We start from the raw sequence: 18,678 nt of genomic DNA on the forward strand, positions 1-18,678 counted from the left end.
TAACGGAAAATATGTAAATACCCCGCAGATAAAAACAAAAGTTTTTACAGTAAAATATGCCAGAGAAAGCCAAAAATAACAGGTTTTCTATATGAAAATGTCGAAATATAATGACGTGCAACCTTCGGTTTGTTATAATGAGACCTGTAGGAGGTGCAGCATGAAAGACAAGAAAAGTTATGGCCGCACGCATGACAGCAGAAGGAATGCAGGTGAAAACTCTCGAAGAAGATCTGGTGCGCAGACCAGTGCAAGAAGAAGTTCTCCGTCAGACACAAACCGGCAGATAAGAGACAGAGATATGGAAAGACGTCAGGCAGAAAGAGCTGCGCGGATACGACGAAAAAGAAGAAGAAACCGTCTGATAAAGCTTGTCCTGTTAATCATATTAATAATTTTGGCAATAGCAGGAATATTCTTATGGAAACGGTATAGTCCAACAAAAGAAACATATGATATGAAAAAATATTATGGAATAGAAAAGAGTGGACAGCTTGGAATTACGGTTGACAATCAGGTTGTAGATGCACAGGGAATATTATCCGATGGAAAAGCGTACGTCTCATATGAAATCGTAAGAGATTATATCAACAGCCGTTTTTACTGGGATTCGAATGAGAACAAACTTTTATATATGCTTCCAAAAGATATGATATCTGTAGATGTAGGAAGTAAAGATTATCTGGTATCCAGAGAGAAGAAGAGCGAAGATTACGTCATATTAAAAACAGATGGAAACACAGCATACATTGCATTAGACTTTATCCAGCAGTACACCAATATGGATTATGAAGTGTCCAATAAGCCAAATCATGTCATGATCCGTACAAAGTGGGGCAAGACAGATGTAGCAACGGTCAAGAAAGATACACAGGTCCGTTACCGTGGCGGAGTTAAGAGTCCGGTGCTGACAGAGCTTAAGAAAAAAGACGAAGTAGTGATCGTAGAAAGCGAAGAGAACTGGAAAAAAGTCCGTACAGAAGACGGTGTGATCGGATATGTACAGAACAGAGCTCTCAAAAACGAAGAAAAGAAGAACATTACAAGAGACTTCGAAGAGCAGGATTACACAAGCATATCCAAGGATTATAAGATCAATCTGGCATGGCATAATGTAACAAATCAGACAGCTAATAATGCACTTGCCCAGAGACTTTCGCAGACAAAAGGAATCACAACACTTGCGCCGACATGGATCCATGTGGCAGATACTTCAGGTAATATCACATCGATCGCATCGGCTGATTATGTAACTTATGCACATCAGCAGAATGTAGAAGTGTGGATGACAGTCAGGGATTTTGACGGCGGAATCAATACCGAACAGGAATCCTATGATCTGTTAAGTCATACATCCAGACGAGATACACTGATCACACAGCTGATCGCTGAAGCACTTCGTGTAGGTGTCGATGGTATCAATGTTGATTTTGAAAAAATAACGGAAAAATGCGGAGAGCACTACATAGAGTTCATCCGTGAATTATCCGTAAAATGCAGACAGAACGGTCTGGTCCTGTCAGTAGACAATTATGTTCCGAAGAGTTATAACACGCAGTATGACCGTAAGGAGCAGGGAATCGTAGCAGATTATGTAGTGATCATGGGCTATGATGAGTATTTTGCAGGTTCATTAAAAGCAGGTCCGGTATCTTCCTACAATTATGTAAAAGAAGGTATCGAAGAGACGTTAAAAGAAGTTCCGGCAGATAAGATCATAAGCGGTATTCCGTTCTTCACACGTCTGTGGAAAGAGACGCCGAAGACGGCCGAACAAAGATCGGGTGAAAAAGGAACCGAAGCAGCAGATTATTCTATGAATGTAGAAAGTGAAGCGTATGGTATGGATACAGCACAGTCACTGGTAACACAGGCCGGTGCTGAGACAAGCTGGGACAAAGACAACGGATGTAATTATGCAAGCTGGGAGACCGGCGGAGCAAAATATGAGATCTGGCTTGAGGATGAAAAATCCATCGAACCAAAACTCAAGCTCATACAAAAGTACAAGCTTGCAGGAAGCGCTGAGTGGGCTCTTGGACAGGAAAATACAGACATCTGGAACCTGATTCAGAAATATGTAAACTAATAAAAACTAAATAACAGATAAAATGCCTCCGGGAGACATATAGTAGAACTATAACACTCCTGGAGGTATTTTTATTTTGCGCAGAAAAATAGAACTGATGGTATTACTTCTGATCCTGGCAGGCCTTCTGTCACTTAGTAAGAATCTTCAAAAATATGTATCCAGTGAAAATGTTGTTGCAGCTGGTAAAGTGATCGTGATCGACAGCGGCCACGGAGGAGACGATCCCGGAAAGATCGGGATCAACCAGGCAAAAGAAAAAGATGTGAATCTGAAGATTGCAAAAAAGGTGAAAAAGAGACTGAAAAAAGAAGGATGGAAAGTCGTAATGACAAGAGAAGAAGATGTAATGCTTGGGGATGCCCAAAAAGGGAACCGGAAGATCCATGATATGAAAGCCAGAGTAGAACTGATCAATAAGACGATGCCGGCTATGGCAGTCAGTATCCATCAGAACAGTTACCAGGAGGCTGAGATTCACGGAGCACAGGTATTCTATTATTCACATTCGCAAGACGGGAAACGGATGGCAGAGACGATGCAAAGAGCACTTTTGATGGCAGATGAAGAGAATACCAGACAGGCAAAAGGCAATGATACATACTATCTGTTAAAACGGACAGAAGTCCCGACGATCATCGTGGAATGTGGATTCTTAAGCAATCCGCAGGAAGCAGAAAAACTGACAGAAGACGGATATCAGAAGAAGCTTGCCCAGGCAATTACATCGGGAATCATAGCTTGTGTGGGTAACTAGAGTGTAGTATAATGAGACACATGGAAACAATTATAAAAAAAATAGATAAAAACCATGAAAATACAGATATTATAGGAGAAGCAGGACGGATCTTAAAAGAAGGAGGACTGGTAGCATTTCCGACAGAGACCGTATATGGTCTGGGCGCAGATGCATTGAATGAAGACGCAGCAAAGAAGATCTATGCCGCAAAAGGAAGACCGTCTGACAATCCCCTGATCATCCATATCACGAACATGAAAGCACTGGAAAAGATCGTCTCAGAGATTCCGGAAAAAGCAAAAAAAGTTGCTGAAAAATACTGGCCGGGACCGCTTACGATGATTTTTAATAAAAGTGATATCGTACCATATGGTACAACCGGAGGACTGGATACGGTTGCTGTTCGTATGCCGGTGCATGAGATCGCAAGAGAAGTAATCGATGCAGGAGGCGGATATATTGCAGCACCAAGTGCCAACACATCCGGAAGACCAAGCCCGACAAAAGCAGAGCATGTGGCAGAAGACCTGACGGGAAGAATTGATATGATCGTCGATGGCGGACCGGTCCAGATCGGTGTTGAATCGACGATTCTTGATGTAACCGTAGAGCCTCCGATGATCTTAAGACCGGGAGCTATCACAAAAGAGATGATGGAAGATGTGATCGGAGAAGTAACTGTAGATAAGACCCTGATCAAACCAGACAGCAAGACAGTACCAAAGGCACCTGGAATGAAGTACCGTCATTATGCGCCAAAAGCAGATCTGACGATCATAGAAGGACCGATGGAGAAGGTCGTAGAAGAAATCAACCGCCGTGCAAAAGAAAAAACAGATGCAGGTTACAAAGTCGGCGTGATCGGTACCGAAGAGACGGTAGACAGCTACCTGTCCGGAGATGTAAAATGTATTGGAACCAGAGCCGATGAGACAACAATCGCAGCCAATCTGTTTGGCATTTTAAGAGAGTTTGATGACGATGCCGTAGACTTTATCTACAGCGAGTCATTTGACACTGCAGGTATCGGAAGCGCGATCATGAACCGTCTTTTGAAAGCCGCAGGACATCATATAGAAACATTGGTATAATGAATACAGTATAAGGAGGAAAAGATGTCAAAAGTACAGGTTATGGATCATCCACTGATCCAGCACAAAATCAGCTATATCAGAGATGAAAAGGTGGGCTCAAAAGAGTTCAGAGAGATCGTTGGGGAGATTGCATCACTGATGTGCTATGAAGCAACAAGAGATCTGAAATTAGAAGACGTAAAGATAAAGACACCAATCTGCGAGATGACAGGAAAAGAATTAAGCGGTAAAAAACTGGCCGTTGTTCCAATCTTAAGAGCAGGACTTGGTATGGTAGATGGTATGTTAAGAATGATCCCATCTGCAAAAGTAGGCCACATCGGACTTTACAGAGATCCGGAAACATATGAACCAGTAGAATACTACTGTAAATTACCGGCAGACTGCGACGAAAGAGATGTATTCGTAGTAGATCCGATGCTTGCAACAGGCGGATCCTGTGTAGCTGCAATCCAGATGCTCAAAGATAAAGGTGTAAAAAATATCCGCTTCATGTGTATCATTGCGGCACCAGAAGGGGTAGAAGCACTTAAGAAAGCACATCCGGACGTAGATATCTACATTGGAGCACTGGATGATCATCTGAATGAGCACAAATATATTGTTCCAGGACTTGGAGATGCAGGAGACCGTATCTTCGGAACAAAATAATCTTGCCAGATAATAAAAGGAGAGACATATGGGCGATAAAAGAACGGATTATATAAGCTGGGATGAGTATTTTATGGGCGTTGCAAAACTATCCGGAATGCGCTCCAAAGATCCGAATACGCAGGTGGGATGCTGTATCGTAAGCCAGGATAATAAGATCCTGTCGATGGGATATAACGGACTTCCAACAGGATGTTCCGACGATGTATTTCCATGGGCACGGGAAGGAGAGAATCCTCTGGATACAAAATATGTATACACCGTACACAGTGAACTGAATGCGATCCTGAATTACAGGGGAGGAAGCCTTGAAGGTGCCAAACTGTATGTTTCTTTATTCCCGTGTAATGAGTGTGCGAAAGCAATCATTCAAAGTGGAATCAAAGAAGTCATCTATGACTGCAACAAGTACGAAGGTACCGCAGCGGTCATGGCTTCCATGAAGATGTTCGACGCCGCCGGAGTGAACTATCATAAGTATCACCGGACAGAGCGGGAGATTAAGATTGATCTGTAGAAAAATGTAAATGTAGTTCGTCTGCAGGGAACTGCCGGTGGCAGGGACTCAGGACGGATGAAACATATGGTGAAAAGCAGGAAGTAGAAATTATGCTCCATGAAGGAGATAATTCTGCTTCCTGTTTTTATACCAAAGTATGCAAAAGAAGCTGCCGGTGGGAGGTTCTCTGCATATCTTAGAATGTGTCTTAAAATCTTTGTAGTTATTTATAAAAAATCCCAAGTTTGGAATGATGTAGATAAAAGAGAATAAAGTTTGATAAAAAAATATATAAAATTTTGATCGGACACTGTAATATCGGCATCGGGAAGGTATATATGGATAGGAAAGTGCTGTATAAAGTTATCTAAGAAACATGGGGAAGGACATAAAAAAGAGGGACGTGACATAAAATGAAATAAAAAAGTGGAGAAATTTTATGAAAAAATGGTGCGTAAAAATCGCAGTAAATTTCCTGATCCGGGCAATTGTAGGGCTTGCAATCATATTTTTTGTAAACGAATATCTTGACGGACAGGGAATTTCGTCCGGGGTAGGCATGAATCCGGTGACTGTTTTGACATCCGGAACCCTTGGAATTCCTGGAGTTGCATTGCTTTACGGGATAACTTTTTATCAATTTATGTAAGGGTTGCACAAAGATTCTAAAGATTCAAAAATGGCATAGACAAATGTAAATGTGCCGTTATATAATCGTCGTACAAGTTACGGAGGTAGCTTGTATCTGATTTGTAGTTCTTGTTGATAGATTCAAATGATTCAAGTAATTCTATGCCGTATCGGCAGAAGATTCAAACATTTTCGGAAAAATGTTGAAGGAGGGATAGTATGTGGTAAGCAGAAATCTGGTGATTTGTGACCAGGAAGAAAGGTATGCAGCCGCACTTGCCGGATTCTTCATGAAGAACCAGGAACTGGCACTTGGAGTGCAGGTATGCAGCAGCATCGCACAGGCTCTGAAGATTCAGGAAGCTGCACCGATCGATATTCTACTGATCGGAAGCACATTTCCAAAAGAAGAGCGGGCGAAGGTAGAGGCCGGTAACACATTTATACTTGTACAGTCAGAAGACGTGGTGTGTGAAGGCCGGGAGATGGCGGTCAATAAGTATCAGTCCGGAGAGATGATCATGGCGGAAGTCATCGGACAATGCGCGCAGGCAGGAGAGCCGGAAAAGCTCTTTCTTGGAAGTGGCAGAAGACAGGATGTCCGGATCATCGGAATATTTTCACCGGTACACAGAAGTAAAAAGACCGGGTACGCACTGCAGATGGGAAAGAGACTTGCGAAGACACAAAATGTGCTGTATCTGAATCTGGAAGTGTACGGCGGGATCGGAGGACATTTCCCCGGGAACGGGCAGACGATCGCGGATGCATTATATTATGCAAGACAGGAAAAGAAGCACTTAAGAGCTGCACTTGCAGGCATGGTAAAACATATGGGGGCGCTGGATTATCTCCTGCCTATGCGGATGTCGGAAGATCTGAAGGCAGTAGGGATCAATGAGTGGATGGCGTTCATAGAACAGATTGCAGCACAGAGCATATATGAAGTACTGATCCTGGATATTGATGAAGGAATCCGGGGCGTGTATGAGCTGCTCAGGATGTGCAGTGAAGTGTATGTAGCGACGATGAAAGATGAGGTAGCACAGGCCAAGGTATTCCAGTTTGAAGAGGAACTGCATCTGATGGGTTACGAAGATGTCAGAAGAAAACTTGTGAAAAAAGAACTGGAAGACTGAACACAGGAGATGAAGGGATGAAAACAGAATGATAGCAGCAGAACAGCTCCATGCGAGGATACTTTCAAGGCTTGATCTGTCACGGGATCTTGAGGATGAAGAACTGACGGAATTAATCTATGAAGTCCTGCAGGAAGTATCACAGGAAGAATATCTGACACTGGATCAGAAAACAATGCTTGGAAGAGAATTGTTCAATGCGTTCCGGAAACTGGACCTGTTACAGGAGTTCCTGGAAGATGAAGAGATTACGGAGATCATGATCAACGGGACGCAGAATATATTCATTGAAAAAGCGGGAAGACTCTTCCGGTCGGATAAAAGATTCCTGTCGAAGGACAAGTTAGAAGATGTCATCCAGCAGATCGTGGCGGGCTCGAACCGTCTGGTTAATGAAGCATCACCGATCGTAGATGCAAGACTTCCGGACGGGTCACGAGTGAATGTGGTGCTGCCGCCGGTGGCACTGAACGGACCGATCGTTACGATCCGGAAATTCGCAAAAGAAACCATCACCATGGAAAAATTAATAGAATGGCAATCCATAGACTCTGAAGTATCTGGGTTCCTGGCTGCGCTTGTAGCCGCCGGATACAACATATTCATAAGTGGAGGAACCGGATCCGGCAAGACCACTTTCCTGAATGCGTTATCGCAATATATTCCAAAAAGAGAACGTATCATTACGATAGAAGACAATGCAGAACTTAAGATTCAAAATGTAACGAATCTGGTCAGTCTGGAAGCCAGGAATGCGAATGTAGAAGGAACCGGTGAAGTAACGATCAGGGATCTGATCAAGTCGGCACTTCGTATGCGCCCGGACCGTATCATTGTGGGAGAAGTTCGCTCGGCAGAAGCAATCGATATGTTACAGGCACTTAATACCGGCCATGATGGGAGTCTTAGTACAGGCCATTCCAACAGTCCGAAAGATATGTTAAGCAGACTGGAAACGATGGTGCTTATGGGAATGGACTTGCCGCTGCCGGCGATTCAAAGGCAGATCGCATCGGGGGTAGACATCATTGTACATCTTGGAAGACTACGCGATAAAAGCAGAAAAGTCCTGGAAGTAACGGAGGTGCTGGACTATCACGAAGGAGAGATCCGGCTTCAGACCCTGTACCGGTATGAGGAGGTGACGGATGCGGGAACAAAAGAACAAGGACATGATGGAGGAAGTGTCAAAGGATACTGGAAAAAGGTTCAGGAACTTACTCACTGTGAGAAGCTCATGGCAGCAGGATATTACCAGAACGGAGCGGTTAAGAGCAGGTGCGAAGGCAATGATGATCCAGATGGTGACGGCGTGGCTCTATTACCGGAGTGTCTGGGCAGTGATCGTACTGATGCCGGCAGGCATATGGATGTACCGGGAATTCCTGAATGAGGAATGTAAGAAAAAGGAACAGGAATTCCAGAAGCAGTTCCGGGAGATGATCCAGACCGTATCGTCAGCTCTGGCAACCGGATATTCGGTAGAAAATGCATTTTATGAGACGCAAAAAGAGCTTCAGGTCATGTATCCGCCGCAGGCACGTGTTTCCAAAGAATTACTTATAATCGCCCGGAAGCTGCGTATGAATATACCGGTGGAACAGGTACTGGAAGAGTTCGCCTGTCATGTGCCGTCAGAGGATGTCAGAAGCTTCGTGACCGTATTCGTAACGGCGAAAAAAAGCGGCGGGGATATGATCGGCATCATCAGGAATACGACAAACCAGATTGGTGACAAGATCGAAGTAAAACGGGAGATCGACACACTATTATCGGCAAAAAAGTATGAATTCCAGATTATGTCGGCGGTGCCGTATGGAATCATTGGATATATGTCGCTTAGTTTCCCGGAATTCATGGGACAGCTGTATGGAAATGTATTAGGAATCGGGGTGATGACGGTATGTCTGTTGGTTTACGGAAGCGCTTATTATCTGGGTGTCAGGATCCTGAGAATCGACGTATGATCCTGGTGGTTCTGGCAATCGTTATATTGGGGATCGTACTGGTATGTGCAGATGGAGTACATTCAGCAAAGCAGATAAAACCAGCAATAGAACGAAAGACCTATGGAAAAGGAACACGTACAGAAGAATTAGATATCAGGATCGGATCAGATGATAAAGGCAAAACAGAAAAGATAAGAAGCAAAGTAGAAATATCAGAACGCCGGTATACAGAAAAAGAAGTCCAGGAATTATTTGACCGTATCATACGACGGATGGACCGTATGATCCAAGGGGAGAATGAGACACTGGAACACGTAGATCACGATCTGGATCTTATGACGGAGGTTCCGGGAGAACCGGTGAAGATACGCTGGATACTGGACCGGTATGATGTAATGAACAGCCGGGGAGAACTGCAGGAAACAAAGATAAAAGACGAAGGAGTAGCAGTAAATATCACGGCGGTTCTTAGTTATACTGGGGATGAAAAGGAACAGAAGATTTATCAGTTCTGCGTTCCGGTGTATCCCAAAGCAATAACTGGAGAAGAAAAACGTATTCAGACAGTAAAAGAAGGATTAAAGGAAGCAAATGCAAAAGATCCTGCAAAACCGGTAGTACAGCTTCCAAAAGAGCTGGATGGAAGAAAACTTACGTATTACCGTCCATTTCAATACAGGGGGATCGTGGTTATCGTGATGGGAATCCTGATCGGAGGATTACTGATCGCACTAAAGAAGCAGAACCAGGTCAAAGCACAGGAAGAAAGAAAAAAGCAGATGTTAAGAGACTATCCAGAGATCATCAACAAGCTGACGCTCTATCTGGGGGCAGGCATGACGGTCAAACGTGCATGGAGAAATGTAGTAGAAGCATATGTAAAAGATATCAAAGAGACAGAAGATATAGAAGCAGACAGAAGGTATGCGTATGAAGAAATGAAAAAGACCTGCTATGAGATGGACAGTGGTATGACGGAAGCGCAGAGTTATGAGAATTTCGGAAGAAGATGTGAGGTGCAGGCGTATATACGGCTTGGGGCACTGTTATCACAGAACCTGCGAAAAGGTACGAAGGGATTGACACAGCTTCTTAAGATGGAAGCCGTGCAGGCATTTGAAGACCGCAAGGCACAGGCAAAACGACTGGGGGAAGAGGCCGGAACGAAACTCTTACTTCCGATGTTCCTGATGCTGGCGGTGGTGCTTGTGATCGTTATTGTACCGGCGTTTTTCTCGATGCAGATATGATTGAAGATAAGAGAAAGGAAGAAAATATATGTGGAGAATACGATATGCATTACAGGTATTAAAAGACGACAAAGGAATCGGTGTGGTAGAAGTGATACTGATTCTGGTGGTACTGATCGGTCTGGTCATCATATTCAAAGACCAGCTGACTTCACTGGTGAATTCCATATTCGAAAAGATCACAAGCGAAAGCTCCGGTATCTAAAAGGTGAAGTGACGGTATATCTGACACTGGTATTTGCGCTGATCATGTCACTTGTGACAGCATTGACGGAGAGTGCTTCGATACAGATGGCGAAGAATTACAGGCGGGCAGATATGAACCGGGCGATGGAATGTGTATTCGCAGAATATCAGAAAGAATTACTGGAGCAGTATGACTTATTCGGTCTGGAAGCAGGATATGAAACCGGCTCTTACAGTGAAGAGAATATTAAGAACCGGCTGGCCTATTATGGCGCAGACATGGATAACCAGATCAAACGGATCGAGCTTTTTACAGACAATCACGGACAGGCATTCATCCGGGAAGTAGGAAAATACATGAAGCACAGATATGGTGTGTCATGGGCAGACCAGTATCTGGGAAATACATCATTGTGGAAACACCAGGAAGAACAGGCGGGGACATTTGGCCGGGAAGAAACCCTTCAAAAAGAGACTTTGGAGTCATTATTAAAAGACCAGGAAGCGGAACTTCCCACAGAAGAAAACCCGATGGCACATGTCGGTGTATTAAAGAGCACACCGATATTAAACCTTGTCTTACCAAAAGACAAGCAGGTATCTGAAAAGAGAATCGCACTATCAGACATGCCGGAAAAGAGACAGAACCAGACCGGATATGGTTCATTCGAAGATGTGGAAAATGATGGGAATACTCTGTCATCTGTCCTGATGGGAGAATATGTGCTGGAACACTTTGGCGCATTTACTGAAGCAGCAACAGGCGGGGCACTTGACTATGAACTGGAATATATCCTGGGCGGAAAAGAAAGCGACCGGGAGAATCTGGAAGCGGTGGCGAACCGGCTGGTTATGCTGCGGTTTGTGCCAAATTACCTGTATCTGCAGTCAAGCAGTGCGAAGCAGGCAGAAGCAAGAGCGCTGGCCGGGACATTGTGTACGCTGCTGGCAGTTCCGGCGATTACGGAAGCTGCTGCGCAAGGGATCCTTCTGGCGTGGGCATATGGGGAATCCGTGATGGATGTACGCACACTCTTTAGCGGGAAAAAAGTGACAGCGACTAAGAATGATGCCAACTGGCAGTTGTCATTGGCAGGCTTTATGAAGCTTGGAACCGAAGAAGACGGTGGGGCATCGTCCGATATGGAAGGCGGCAATGGATATAAAGAATATCTCCGGATACTTTTATTCCTGGAAGGAAAAGAGACAATGGCGGTCCGGTCAATGGGAATGATTGAAAAAAATATGCAGACCCTGTACGGACAGCCGGGATTCCGGATGGATTACTGCGTAAGCAGGATGGAAGTGGAGACGGTATGCAGATTAAGAAGAAATGTACAGTATCAGTTTCAGACTTATTATGGATACCAGTAAGAAGAACAGAAAAAGAAAGGGATAATGCTGATGGAACAGCGTATTTTCTCAAAGATATAAGAGAAACATGTAACAGAAAAATTAATGGATCTGAGGTGGATACGGATGCCCTTTCAGGCATCAAAGTAATTCCCTGAGAAGTACTAAATATTAAGAAAGGAGAAGGATTCGCAAAGCATTATGAAAAAATCGATACTACCACCCTCACAACCTATCTACAAGTATCATCCAGAGTCTGGAAGGGTATCCTTATCCGCCTCAGAAAAGAAGTGTATTAAAGGCAGTATAACGGTAGAAGCATCCATTGCCGTACCGGTTTTCTTTCTGGCAGTGGTGACGGTGCTGTATCTGCTGGAGATGATGGCAGTACATACCGCGGTCAAAAACGGGCTTCAGTATGCAGGAAAAAAAGCAGCAACCGAAAGCTGTATGACCCAGATCCTTCTGCCGTCAAAGATTGAGCAGGATGTCACCGAAGCAATCGGGGCAGGACGGCTGAACCGGAGCATTATAGAAGGCGGAAGCGGAGGTATCCATTGTCACAAATCCAGAATGTCGGTCCGTACCGGGATTGGACAGCTTACCGCAGAATACCAGGTCCGGATTCCGGTACCGATGTTCGGAATCGCACCTGTGAAATGCAATGAGACGATGAAGATCAAGACGTGGAGCGGTTATGAAAAAGAAGGACTCACCGATCAAGGCGAGGAGACGGTATATATTACCGAGACCGGAACTGTATATCATAAGAATCTGAAGTGTCCGTATCTGGATCTGTCGGTCCGGATGGTAAGCGGAAGTTCAGTAACCGGACTTCGCAATGAAAGCGGTGGGAAATATTATCCATGTGAGCGGTGCGGAAAAAAGAACAGCACAGGAGTCTTCATAACCGGGTATGGAGACCGCTATCACAGTGAAAGAAACTGCAGTGGATTAAAAAGAACCGTACAGGCGGTACCATTGTCAGAAGCAGCCGGAAAGGGGGCATGTTCCAAATGTGGACAATAAGTAAATGTGTAGTCATGATTATCTTAAGTGTGTTATCGCTTATGGATTATAAGATACGGAAGGTACCAAGAGATGTGCTGGTTAGCTGTCTGGCAGGTGCTGTGATCTACCGGATTGTATTTGTAAGGATAGACTGGCGGCTGGCCCTTGCGGGGGCGCTGGTGGGCGGCATCTTTGTAGGGATCAGTAAGCTTACAAGAGAAGCAATCGGATATGGGGACAGTTTTGCTATTGTAATTCTTGGAATCTATCTTGGTCTATGGGGACTTCTGGAAGTGCTGGCAAGTGCATTTATTGTGCTTGGGATTGCCGGGCTATTTACGTTTGTAGTACAGAAGAAAAGAGGAAACTGGTCATTGCCATTTTTCCCGTTCCTTACGGCCGGGTATCTATTGAGTGTAGTAATTGGAAGATGGTAAATATATGCAAAAAACATATGACAGAAAAGTATATCTGAAAGGAAGTTTTACAGTAGAGATGTCTTTCCTGATGCCAATGATCTTATTCCTGATTATGGGCTGTATTCTGGCTGCTTTTTATTATCATGATAAGAATGTCATTGCTTCAGCAGCGTACGAAACAGCAGTAGTAGGAAGTACCAAAGCAAGGGAAAAAGATGGTGTCAGTGAAAGTGAATTAAACCGGCTATTCTCCGAAAGAGTCGGACGCAAATGCATCCTGTTTTCCGGGGCGAAGGCATCCTGTACCGTAACGGATGAGAAGATACAGATAGAGGCCACTGCGAGAAAAAAGCGAATGTCATTATCGGTAAAAAGCGAGGCTGCCATTACAAAGCCTGAGAAACATATCCGGGATATGAGAAGAATAAAAAAATTAGGGAAGAAAGTGAATGGAAGGGGCAGAGAAGATATGAAAAAGTTGGGGATTAAGACGAGAGGCGGAATATAATGGAACGGAAAATTACGATTGAAGAACACGTATTATATAAAGAGGATTATCAGATGAAGATGCTGAAAGCAAATTCACTGGAAAGATTCTTAAAAGTTGGCGGACGGGGCATGAATGGAAGTAGTTATTATGACTATGACGTCAGTGGAAAGCTGTCGTTAAAGGCGATGTATGCAAGAGCAAAGCTTCAGACGGAAGACATACGGCTTCTGCTGGCACAGCTTGGCAATGCAATCCGGGAGACGGAAAAATATCTGCTGGATAAAGACTGCATTCTGTTAGAACCGGAGTATATCTTTTTCGAAGAAGGAAGCTTTTATTTCTGTTATTATCCACCGGCACAGCAGGATATATGGGAAGCGTTTCATGTGCTGACAGAGTATCTGGTAAAGGTGGCAGATTATCAGGATCAGGAATGTGTACGTCTTGTATTCCTCCTGCATAAAGAAACGATGGAAGAAAACTACAGCCTGGAAAAACTGATCGAAGTATGTCAGGAAGAAGCAGAAGAAGAGGACAAAGGTAATCCGAAAAACAGACAAAAGAATATGTTTCCGGATATGCCTGTAGATAAGCAGGAAGATCTATTTGATGACAAAAAAGAAGAATCTACCGGCTTCCGCTACGATACAAAAGAGCATGACTGGATCTCAGAACAGGAGATGGGAAGCTCCATCATGCGGGAAACCGATAATCTGTGGTCGCCTGTAAAACGGTTCTTAAATAAACACAAAAAAGCAAAATGGGGCGAATGGGATGGCCTGCATATAGAGGAAGAGGAACTGTGATGAGGTATAGCAGGAATGTAGAAAATGCTACAACAAAATGTTGACAGAAACTATAAAATGGAATGGAAAACCGGGAAGAAATGTTGTGAGAAGTTCATTAACTTATGATATACTGAAAGAGACAGAAAAAAAGACAAAAAGAATATCTGGAAAGGTGACGACGCGCGTAATGAATAAGAATACGATCAAGGCACCATGTACCGTGATTCTGGCTGCAGCGAATATCATCGTGTTTCTGGGACTTTCGTTCTTTGGAATGACAGAGAATACCGGATTCATGCTGGAACATGGTGCAATGTATGTCCCATATATTGTGGGACGTGGGGAATATTACCGGTTATTCACCAGTATGTTCTTACACTTTGGTTACGATCACCTGTTCAATAATATGATTGTGCTTGGGACAATGGGATGGGTTCTGGAAAGCGAGATAGGAAAGATAAAATTCCTGATCATATATTTCGTAAGTGGATTAGCAGGGAACCTGTTATCCTTATGGATGCAGATACAAACCGGAGATCTGGCGGTATCTGCAGGTGCATCCGGAGCAATCTTTGGCGTGATCGGAGCACTTCTGTATGTGGCAATCCGTAACCGCGGACACATCGGAGATGTATCCGGGCGTGGACTGGTCTTCATGATCATATTGACGCTGTACTATGGATTCACAAGTGGAGGCGTCGATAACATGGCGCATATCGGTGGACTGGTGGCAGGATTCTTCTTAGGTATTCTCCTGTATTGGAAGCGTAATCGAAAACGTTGTACCGGTACCGGGAGTGGAATCTAACGTAATCGTACCATGATGGGCAAGGATGATACGTCTGGTGACAGCCAGACCAAGTCCTGTTCCGTCAGCCTTATGTGTAATAAAAGGTTCAAAGACAGAAGCCTGATCTTCCGGTTTGATACCACAACCGTTATCTGTGACCGTGATACACAGCATGGATGAATCCTGTGGATCCGGGGAGACAGATAAGGTGATCGCTGGTTTGGTGACAGCAATACATGCATCATGCGCATTACGCAGCAGATTCAGAAGAGCCTGACGCATCTTCAGTGAATCAACGGATATAGATGGCAGATCTTCTGTAATCAAAGAAGTGAATTCAATGTCTGTATCCACAATCGAAGAAGCAAAAGACAGAGCAATCCGGCGGAAGAAAAGACTAGTGTCAATTAAGTCCAGTTCTAATCGTTCGCTGTTATTGTAAGAAGATAATTCTTCTAATAATTGCTTCATGTATTCAATATCCTGATGGAGTTCCTGCCAGTGGGTAAATGTATGGACTTCCGGGTGTGTGGATTCAATGAGTTGAAGTGTGCTGTAGACAAGCGTCAAAGGATTCCGGATTTCATGACTGATTGCACTGACTTCCATACGGTGAGACTGTAAAAGTCTTGAAATCAGCGCTTCGTGCTCCGGACTTTCCTGCATGATCTGTTGTAATTTGTCATAGTCTGTCGAAGTTAACATAATAGATACCGCCCCTTTCTGAGGTATCAGTTTAGCATCGGCGGTTCAAATAATCAATCAAAAAATATATAGAAAGAAGGACAATTTTATGAAGGATGATAATTGTATTTTTTGCAAACTTGCAAATGGAGAAATCCCAACTGCGACATTGTATGAGGACGATGACTTCCGTGTCATTCTGGATGCAAATCCGGCAGCAAAAGGACATGCATTGATTCTTCCAAAAGAACACTATGCGAACCTGTATGAACTGGATGATGAGATCGCAGGAAAGTCTATGATCCTTGCTAAAAAGATGATCACAAAGATGACAAAGGTTCTGGATTGTGACGGTTATAACATCGTTCAGAATAACGGGGAAGCTGCAGGTCAGACAGTATTCCATTATCATGTACACATGATCCCAAGACACAAAGATGACAAAGTAGGTCTTGGATGGACGATGAATGAATTAACAGAAGAAGATAAAAATGATATTTTGTCAAAGATCTAATTGGCAGAAGACTGGAGAGTAAAGTGGGAAAAGAGTTCATAAATGATGCTGCCTTCATAGAAGCATATGAAGAATACTTCGAAGTAGTCTATGAGGAAGCTTATGATTACTCTGGAAACCATCACGTAGCAGAAGAAATTGCGCAAGAAGTATTTTTCATAATACTGACGCATACCAGAAGTGCAGACAAAAAGTATGTGCTTAAGTGGATGCTGATGACAGCAAGATGCAGGGCACTGAATTATTTAAGGGATAATGGCCGTCTGGTTCCGATGGAGCTTCTTTCGGTGGAAGACGATAAGTATCCGATAGAATTCTTAGAAGAAAGTTCAGAAGATACAACACTCGAAAAGATAAGAAATGAACGTTATCAGGAATTAGAGGCGCGTATCTTCCATGAGCTTAATGAGAAGAACCGGAGATGGTACGATGCAGTTACTATGACTTATTATCTGGGAATACCGCAGAAAGAAGTTGCGGAAGAGATGGGCATTACCCTGTATGCACTGGAAGGTATGTTAAAAAGAGCAAGAAAATGGCTGGTGAAAAATTATAAAGCCCAGTATGACCACTTACATGATCTGTAAAAAAACAGGTGGCTGTAATAATACCACCTGTTTTCTATACCAAAGTATGCAAGAGAAGCTGCCGGCGGCAGGTTCTTTGCAGCATTTATTTTCTGGCAACGGATTCAATCAGATCAATGATCGTATCGATGGAATTCTGCTGAGGAGAATTCTTCATTGCTGTAATGTATGTTTCGCGGTTCTCGTAGAGATCTGTGATTGCATTAAGAAGAACATCATGATTCAGTTCCTCTTCTTCAAGGACAACACTGTAGCCCTGACGCTCAAAAGAACGGGCATTTAAGATCTGGTCGCCACGGCTTGCATTAGCTGACAGCGGAATCAGAAGATTTGGCTTATGCAGAGCAAGGAGCTCGCAGATTGCATTGGCACCGGCTCTTGAGATTACAAGATCAGTCAGAGCAAACAGATCCTTCAATTCATCTTTGATGTATTCAAACTGTGCGTAACCTTTCAGATCTTTCAAAGATTCATCAATCTTGCCTTTACCGCAGAGATGAACAACCTGGAAAGACTGCAGAAGTTCCGGAAGCACACTTCGAACTGCATCATTGACAGCAACAGAACCAAGACTTCCGCCGACAACCATAATAACCGGTTTGTCGGAAGTAAAGTGCAGAAATTCCAAAGCTTTATACTTATCACCGGATAACAGCTCCTGACGAATCGGAGAGCCTGTCAGAACAGCTTTTCCGTCAGGAAGATGCTTCATGGTTTCCGGGAAGTTACAACAGATTTTCACTGCTGAAGGCATGGAAATCTTATTCGCAAGACCGGGTGTCATGTCGGATTCATGGATAATGGTTGGTACATGACGACTCTTACCGGCAAGGACAACAGGGACAGATACGAAGCCACCTTTTGAGAAGATAACGTCCGGATCAAGGACCTTAACAAGCTTCTTTGCTTCGCCAAGTCCTTTTAATACACGGAATGGATCGGTAAAGTTCTGAACGCTGAAGTAGCGGCGTAATTTACCAGATGAGATTCCGTGATACGGAATACCGAACTGTTCGATCAGTTCTTTCTCAATTCCGTTATAAGAACCTATATAATGAATATCATAGTTTAATTCTTTCAGGCGCGGCAAAAGAGCAATGTTAGGAGTAACATGACCGGCAGTGCCGCCACCGGTTAAGATAATACGTTTCATAATTACCTCCAAGACTTAAGTCGCATTGACAGTTCAATGCGTGTAGTTAGTTGTGATGCGATAGCGGTACTTACAGGGTATCCAAGCAGCGCATACTGACATCATGTTATACCTATATTATACTTTGTTGAAAAAATAGGTCAAGAGTTAACTGTTAATAGCAAAGCAGGTGAGAAAACGTAAGGTTATTATTTACGGACAGGAATTTTTCAAATCGAAAATTCCATACAATACGGTAATAACATAAGAAAAATGGTATAAAATCTCCGGGGAAGAATTGAGGGAAATAGAAATGAATGAAAAGAAAGACGAATTTAAAGAATGGGTAGTCAGTACGTTCGATAAAGAGGCCGAACAGGAACTCCGTCGTCTGCAGGAAAAAGAAGAAAAATTTGAAGTGCCCGAAGGCGTCAAAGAAGCCGTATTCGAAAGACTGCAGGAACAGTTAAGAGAACGTAATGAACGCAATGCCAGTCGTCAGGAAGTGGAAGAAGACGGGAATATCATCAGTCGTCAGCATACGGAAGAAAATGATGATAATGTCAATCGTTGGAATGCAGAAGAAGCTGATGATAGCATTAACCGTCAGAATGCAGAAAAAGCGGATGACATCATCAATTGCCAAGATGCGGAAGAAGCCGATGATATTATCAGCAAGTTGTC

The 18,678-nt window shown here is 43.6% G+C and carries 22 protein-coding genes; 20 read left to right on the forward strand and 2 right to left on the reverse strand.

Annotated elements, in window-relative coordinates; genetic code table 11:
* The first annotated feature begins 160 nt into the window (after window positions 1-160).
* The 18 genes from ACWJAF_RS03685 (at window position 161) to ACWJAF_RS03770 (ending at window position 15,095) form a co-directional block, all read left to right on the forward strand.
* Window positions 161-2,089, forward strand: coding sequence for a glycosyl hydrolase family 18 protein (locus tag ACWJAF_RS03685; protein WP_296091933.1), 1,929 nt, complete (start codon window positions 161-163; stop codon window positions 2,087-2,089).
* Between the two features lie 76 nt (window positions 2,090-2,165).
* Complete coding sequence (locus ACWJAF_RS03690; RefSeq protein ID WP_296091931.1) at window positions 2,166-2,846, forward strand: N-acetylmuramoyl-L-alanine amidase; 681 nt, start codon at window positions 2,166-2,168, stop codon at window positions 2,844-2,846.
* Between the two features lie 20 nt (window positions 2,847-2,866).
* Window positions 2,867-3,919, forward strand: a complete 1,053-nt coding sequence (locus tag ACWJAF_RS03695; protein WP_296030514.1) for an L-threonylcarbamoyladenylate synthase — start codon at window positions 2,867-2,869, stop codon at window positions 3,917-3,919.
* A gap of 24 nt (window positions 3,920-3,943) precedes the next feature.
* Window positions 3,944-4,573, forward strand: coding sequence for a uracil phosphoribosyltransferase (gene upp / locus ACWJAF_RS03700; protein ID WP_296030432.1), 630 nt, complete (start codon window positions 3,944-3,946; stop codon window positions 4,571-4,573).
* Between the two features lie 28 nt (window positions 4,574-4,601).
* Window positions 4,602-5,090 (forward strand): deoxycytidylate deaminase, encoded by a 489-nt coding sequence (locus ACWJAF_RS03705; protein ID WP_296030430.1) that lies wholly within the window; start codon window positions 4,602-4,604, stop codon window positions 5,088-5,090.
* 99 nt (window positions 5,091-5,189) lie between these two features.
* On the forward strand, window positions 5,190-5,345 hold the full coding sequence (locus ACWJAF_RS03710; RefSeq protein WP_296091930.1) for a hypothetical protein: 156 nt from the start codon (window positions 5,190-5,192) through the stop codon (window positions 5,343-5,345).
* A gap of 166 nt (window positions 5,346-5,511) precedes the next feature.
* On the forward strand, window positions 5,512-5,721 hold the full coding sequence (locus ACWJAF_RS03715; RefSeq protein WP_448862296.1) for a pro-sigmaK processing inhibitor BofA family protein: 210 nt from the start codon (window positions 5,512-5,514) through the stop codon (window positions 5,719-5,721).
* Window positions 5,722-5,923: 202 nt separating this feature from the next.
* The gene (locus ACWJAF_RS03720) at window positions 5,924-6,841 is read left to right on the forward strand and encodes a hypothetical protein (RefSeq protein ID WP_296091926.1); all 918 of its coding nucleotides are present in this window, start codon (window positions 5,924-5,926) and stop codon (window positions 6,839-6,841) included.
* A 28-nt stretch (window positions 6,842-6,869) separates the two neighbouring features.
* On the forward strand, window positions 6,870-8,234 hold the full coding sequence (locus tag ACWJAF_RS03725; protein WP_448862298.1) for a CpaF family protein: 1,365 nt from the start codon (window positions 6,870-6,872) through the stop codon (window positions 8,232-8,234).
* Window positions 8,131-8,808 carry a type II secretion system F family protein gene (locus tag ACWJAF_RS03730; protein WP_330645858.1) on the forward strand — a complete coding sequence of 226 codons (678 nt, stop codon included), beginning with the start codon at window positions 8,131-8,133 and terminating at the stop codon, window positions 8,806-8,808. The genes ACWJAF_RS03725 and ACWJAF_RS03730 overlap by 104 nt, the downstream gene beginning before the upstream one ends.
* The gene (locus tag ACWJAF_RS03735) at window positions 8,805-10,040 is read left to right on the forward strand and encodes a hypothetical protein (RefSeq protein WP_448862300.1); all 1,236 of its coding nucleotides are present in this window, start codon (window positions 8,805-8,807) and stop codon (window positions 10,038-10,040) included. Before ACWJAF_RS03730 ends, ACWJAF_RS03735 begins: the two co-directional genes overlap by 4 nt.
* 28 nt (window positions 10,041-10,068) lie before the next feature.
* Window positions 10,069-10,245 carry a Flp1 family type IVb pilin gene (locus tag ACWJAF_RS03740; RefSeq protein WP_296030416.1) on the forward strand — a complete coding sequence of 59 codons (177 nt, stop codon included), beginning with the start codon at window positions 10,069-10,071 and terminating at the stop codon, window positions 10,243-10,245.
* 8 nt (window positions 10,246-10,253) lie between these two features.
* Window positions 10,254-11,600, forward strand: a complete 1,347-nt coding sequence (locus ACWJAF_RS03745; RefSeq protein WP_448862302.1) for a DUF5702 domain-containing protein — start codon at window positions 10,254-10,256, stop codon at window positions 11,598-11,600.
* Between the two features lie 180 nt (window positions 11,601-11,780).
* Complete coding sequence (locus tag ACWJAF_RS03750) at window positions 11,781-12,608, forward strand: pilus assembly protein (RefSeq protein WP_448862304.1); 828 nt, start codon at window positions 11,781-11,783, stop codon at window positions 12,606-12,608.
* Window positions 12,596-13,027 carry a prepilin peptidase gene (locus ACWJAF_RS03755; RefSeq protein WP_448862306.1) on the forward strand — a complete coding sequence of 144 codons (432 nt, stop codon included), beginning with the start codon at window positions 12,596-12,598 and terminating at the stop codon, window positions 13,025-13,027. The genes ACWJAF_RS03750 and ACWJAF_RS03755 overlap by 13 nt, the downstream gene beginning before the upstream one ends.
* 4 nt (window positions 13,028-13,031) lie before the next feature.
* Entirely contained in the window at window positions 13,032-13,517 is a 486-nt protein-coding gene (locus ACWJAF_RS03760) for a TadE family protein (protein WP_448862308.1), read from the forward strand.
* Complete coding sequence (locus ACWJAF_RS03765; RefSeq protein ID WP_448862310.1) at window positions 13,517-14,305, forward strand: DUF6382 domain-containing protein; 789 nt, start codon at window positions 13,517-13,519, stop codon at window positions 14,303-14,305. Before ACWJAF_RS03760 ends, ACWJAF_RS03765 begins: the two co-directional genes overlap by 1 nt.
* 169 nt (window positions 14,306-14,474) lie before the next feature.
* Entirely contained in the window at window positions 14,475-15,095 is a 621-nt protein-coding gene (locus ACWJAF_RS03770) for a rhomboid family intramembrane serine protease (RefSeq protein WP_448862392.1), read from the forward strand.
* On the opposite strand, the gene ACWJAF_RS03775 is transcribed toward ACWJAF_RS03770, so the two are convergent.
* Window positions 15,030-15,782: a sensor histidine kinase gene (locus ACWJAF_RS03775; protein WP_448862311.1), complete on the reverse strand. Its 753-nt coding sequence runs from the start codon at window positions 15,780-15,782 to the stop codon at window positions 15,030-15,032. The two genes, ACWJAF_RS03770 and ACWJAF_RS03775, sit on opposite strands and share 66 nt — an antisense overlap.
* Window positions 15,783-15,870: 88 nt before the next feature.
* Here ACWJAF_RS03775 and ACWJAF_RS03780 point away from each other — a divergent pair, with 88 nt between their 5' ends.
* A complete protein-coding gene (locus ACWJAF_RS03780; RefSeq protein ID WP_296091917.1) occupies window positions 15,871-16,275 on the forward strand; it encodes an HIT family protein in 405 nt (134 codons plus the stop codon).
* Between the two features lie 23 nt (window positions 16,276-16,298).
* Complete coding sequence (locus ACWJAF_RS03785; RefSeq protein WP_448862313.1) at window positions 16,299-16,862, forward strand: sigma-70 family RNA polymerase sigma factor; 564 nt, start codon at window positions 16,299-16,301, stop codon at window positions 16,860-16,862.
* Window positions 16,863-16,947: 85 nt separating this feature from the next.
* Here the strand turns inward: ACWJAF_RS03785 and ACWJAF_RS03790 are convergent, their stop codons facing one another.
* On the reverse strand, window positions 16,948-18,015 hold the full coding sequence (locus ACWJAF_RS03790) for an undecaprenyldiphospho-muramoylpentapeptide beta-N-acetylglucosaminyltransferase (RefSeq protein ID WP_448862315.1): 1,068 nt from the start codon (window positions 18,013-18,015) through the stop codon (window positions 16,948-16,950).
* Window positions 18,016-18,678 lie beyond the last annotated feature (663 nt).

The organism is Dorea sp. (genome assembly GCF_977044405.1).